Consider the following 3,317-nt stretch of genomic DNA (forward strand, 5'->3'; position numbering starts at 1 on the left):
ATCGAGGTGGGCGACCGCGAATCCATCTACGCCCGCCCGCGCCACCCCTACACCCACGCCCTGCTCTCCGCCGTCCCCGAGGTGACCCTGGTGGAGGAGGAGGCGCCGCAGCGCGAACGCATCCGCCTCGCCGGCGACGTTCCGTCCCCCATCTCACCGCCCTCCGGCTGCCGCTTCCGCACCCGGTGCTGGAAGGCGCAGGACAAGTGCGCGGCCGAGGAGCCGCCGCTGATCCGGCTCTCCGGCAACCGGGACGGCCACCTGACGGCCTGCCACTTCCCGGAGGAGCCCACGATCGAGGCCCGCGACGAGGACATCGTGCTGGATCCGGCCCTGGCGGCGCTGGAGGAGGGGAACCCGGGGGCCCCGTAGACCGGGTGACGGGACGATTGGGGGTGCGGTGCCCGTCCGTGCCCCCGCTCGTACACCGTCACCCGCCGGCCGCGGACCCGTCTGTCCGCCACCGCGGTGAAGTGCTGCCGCAGCACCGCGGTCTTCGCCCTGTCCCGCTCCGCCGACACCGGCGGGGCCACCTCCGGCGCGTCGGTGACCAGCAGGATGCGCCGCTGCGCCAGCATCGCCGCCCGTATCCGGTCCGGAGCGGCCTCCTCACCCCTCAGCGTCCCGGACTCCACGGGGCCCCTCACCAGCGCGATGTCGCGCAGGCCGGCGAAGTCGTCGGGGGAGACCTGAGAGGTGTCGCGCCGGTCCGCCGGCACGAAGACCACCGCGTCCCCGGTCCGCTTCAGCTCCCGGACGTCCGCGGCCACCGCCAGGACGTCGTCCACCCGGCTGGCCGGGGACCGCTTGGCCAGCGACTGGGGCAGCAGCGCCACCACCGCCAGCGCGGTCACCACCGGAACGATCCATGCGCAGGCGCGCGGGAACCGCGGGCGCGCCGACCGCACCGCCGCCCCCAGCGCCGCGCCGATCAGCAGCGCCAGACCCAGCATGCTGAACAGGATGTAGCGGTCCAGGAAAAGGGGTTGGACCAGGGAGACGGCGATGAGCGAGAGCTGCGGCACCGCCAGGAGGGGCAGTCCGACGGCCGCCGTCGAGGACCGGCCCGCGCCCGGCCGGTCCAGGACGGCCCCGATTGCGCCGAGTGCCAGCAGGACGGCGGGGCCGATCGTCATGTGCCAGGTCAGCGGCGGGATCCAGGCCACCTGGTGGGCCTGGGTCCGGCTGAACAGGATCAGGGGCAGCGCGCCGGCGACCGCCGCCGTCGCGGCCACCGCCCAGCGCAGCCCCGCCGCCCGCCCGGCCTTCGTCCACAGCAGGGTCGTCAGGTGTGCGGGCAGGATGAGCAGCGACAGCCAGTTCAGCAGCGCGCACACCAGGACGGTGCCCCCGTACGCCGCCCAGCGCGCGGCACGGCCCCCCTCCTCGAGGAGGGTGACGAGGAGCAGGGTGGAGATCCCGGCGCCCGCGGACACGAGTGCGTACGGGCGGCCGTCCTGGAGGGAGAACTGCACGGCCGGAAGCAGCCCGAAGGCCAGTCCCGCCGCCACACCGGCCGGGACGCCGGCCAGCCGCCGGCCGACGGCCGTGACGCAGCCCGCCGCCACCGCCATGGCCAGCACGGAGGGCAGCCGAAGGGTCGTGGTGCTCGCGCCGAAGCACGAGAACAGGACGTGCATCAGCAGGTAGTAGAGCCCGTGCACGGCGTCGACCTGCCCCAGCAGGTGCCAGATCTCGGGGACGGACCGCTGGGCCGCCATCCAGGTCGCGGCCTCGTCGCGCCACACACTCCGCTGCCGGGACAGGCCCCACAGGCCCAGAGCGAGGGTCCACGCGACCGGGATCAGCCAGACGGGCAGGCGGCACCGGCGGACGGATGCGGGTAAGGACATGGCGAGGCGTGGACCTTGGGGTGAGGGGGGCGCGTGAAGGGCGTGCGGAACACGACGGCCCTCCCGGGCCTCGCACGCGTGTGCGGAAAACCTACGCCACGACGAGAAGCGTCAACCAGTGATCACACGCATGATCACAATCACGCACGCGGTGCGGAACCCCGGCCCCCGCTATGCCTTCCGCGCCACCGTGATGATCTCGGGGGAGCACGGGCCGAGCGGCCCCCGTTCCCAGTCCCCGTACTGCTCGACGACCCTCAGACCGGCCTCCCCGAGGAATCCCTCCAGCGTCTGGGCGTCCAGGAAACGCAGGACGCTGTGACTGACCCGTGGGGCGGGCCACTGGGGACCGGTGTAGGTCTCGGTGAAGTGCAACCGGTCGCCGTGCGGTCCGCCGCCCTGCACCTCGTGCCAGACCCGCACGGAGGTGCCGTCGGCGTCGGTGGCCCGGTGGATCCGGTCCGGGGTCCACCGTTCCCAGGCGCGGGCGTCCGGGTTCCGGGTCTCGAACACGAACCGTCCCCCGTCCCGGAGGGCGGCGTGGACGGCGCGCAGACAGACCCGGATCTCCTCGTCCGTCACCAGTTCCTGGAAGGCGTGCCCGGTCATGACGGCGAGGTCGAACTCCCCCCGCCACCGCCGCACCCGCACGTCGCCGAGCACCCACTCGATGTCGGGCCGCGCACGGCGCGCCTGGACGAGCATGGCGGCCGCCGGATCGAGGCCCATCAGCCGCCCCCGGTGCCCCTCGGCGCGGGCCCGCCGCAGCAACTGCCCGGTGCCGCAGCCGATGTCCAGCACGGACCCGGCTCTGTGCAGCAGACCGAGGTAGAAGTCGTCACCCGGTCCCCAGGGGTTGAGGCTGTCGTACAGTGCGGCGAGCGAGAGATCGGCAAAGACGTGATCCACCACCGCGGCAGTCTGACACACGATGCTGAACGGCGCGTCAGGAACGGGCCACTTCCCAAGGACCTCACAACATGGGGGAGTTGAGGCCGTGCCCGGACATGGAGGAGGGCCCGTGCCTGGGGAGGCGCGGGCCCTCGTCCCCCGGACCGGACGTTCAGGGCTCGGGTCAATGGGCCGGTGAAAGTCCGCTCCACAAGGGGGCGGCTGACGGAAAGGGGTGTGTCAGGCCGCCGCCTCGGGGTCCTTGGAAAGGCGCGGAGCGGGGACGGTGTCCGCCGTCTCCGGGTAGTGGCAGGCCGTCAGGTGACCCGGCTTGTTGCCCTCCACCTGCACCAGCGGCGGCGCCTCCGTCGCGCACTTCTCGGTCGCCTTCCAGCACCGGGTGCGGAAGCGGCAGCCGGAGGGCGGGTTGATCGGCGACGGCACGTCACCGGTCAGCCGGATGCGCTCACGCGGCTCCTCGTCCACCGTGGCCTCGGGCACGGCGGACAGCAGGGCCCGCGTGTAGGGGTGGCGCGGGTTGCCGTACAGGTCGTCGCGATCGGCGATCTCGAC

At 73.3% G+C, this 3,317-nt stretch carries 3 protein-coding genes and 1 pseudogene; 1 reads left to right on the forward strand and 3 read right to left on the reverse strand.

The window, feature by feature from the left end; all coding sequences use genetic code 11:
- Nucleotides 1-372: oligopeptide/dipeptide ABC transporter ATP-binding protein (locus tag JK361_RS40365; RefSeq protein WP_372448792.1), on the forward strand; the 372-nt coding region annotated here is incomplete at its 5' end.
- Between the two features lie 44 nt (nt 373-416).
- On the opposite strand, the pseudogene JK361_RS40370 reads toward JK361_RS40365, so the two are convergent.
- From JK361_RS40370 to JK361_RS40380, 3 genes and pseudogenes are all read right to left on the reverse strand, one after another.
- A pseudogene (locus JK361_RS40370) lies at nt 417-1,853 on the reverse strand (glycosyltransferase family 39 protein); the annotation flags it as partial.
- A gap of 171 nt (nt 1,854-2,024) precedes the next feature.
- Nucleotides 2,025-2,765, reverse strand: coding sequence for a class I SAM-dependent methyltransferase (locus JK361_RS40375; protein WP_201828183.1), 741 nt, complete (start codon nt 2,763-2,765; stop codon nt 2,025-2,027).
- Between the two features lie 219 nt (nt 2,766-2,984).
- A partial coding sequence (locus JK361_RS40380) for an oligopeptide/dipeptide ABC transporter ATP-binding protein (protein WP_372448793.1) occupies nt 2,985-3,317 on the reverse strand: 333 nt, incomplete at its 5' end.

The sequence above is a fragment of the Streptomyces musisoli genome (assembly GCF_016741855.1).
Classification (GTDB): domain Bacteria; phylum Actinomycetota; class Actinomycetes; order Streptomycetales; family Streptomycetaceae; genus Streptomyces; species Streptomyces musisoli.